The 424-nt window shown below is 69.3% G+C and carries 1 pseudogene; it reads right to left on the reverse strand.

Going from position 1 to position 424, the window contains the following annotated elements:
* Nucleotides 1-411 (reverse strand): annotated as a pseudogene (locus tag BKH28_RS09220) (PrsW family intramembrane metalloprotease); the annotation flags it as partial.
* Between the last annotated feature and the right edge of the window lie 13 nt (nt 412-424).

Here is a 424-nt window from a genome sequence, read left to right on the forward strand (position 1 = left end):
CAGCGGGCTGGGCCCCAGGTCGTCGTTGAGCCGGCCCACCAGGCTGTCACTGTCCCACATCCGGAAGGACCCGGCCGTCCAGGCGTTGAGCGAGTACTCCAGACCCCCATCGTTCGGCAAGGACGCCAGCACCCCCTGAGGCATCAGACGCCGAGCACCGTCCTCAGCCACAGTGAAACCCGCTCCGGCCGCGTACCCCAGCAACGCCCAGTCAACCGCCGCCAGACGCCGCACCCGCCCCGGCGCCACCAGGGCCACCACCACCAGCGGCACCAGCTTGCCCGGCTCCTCAACAAACGCCGCCAGAGCAATACCCGTGCCGTCGTCGCTCGTCGTCATCCCACCACCGGCAGCAACCAGCACAGTGGCCTCAGCCACCACCAGCGCCCACGGCACACTCACCGAGAACATGACACTCACCGCC

The sequence above is a fragment of the Actinomyces oris genome, from assembly GCF_001937665.1.
GTDB lineage: Bacteria > Actinomycetota > Actinomycetes > Actinomycetales > Actinomycetaceae > Actinomyces > Actinomyces stomatis.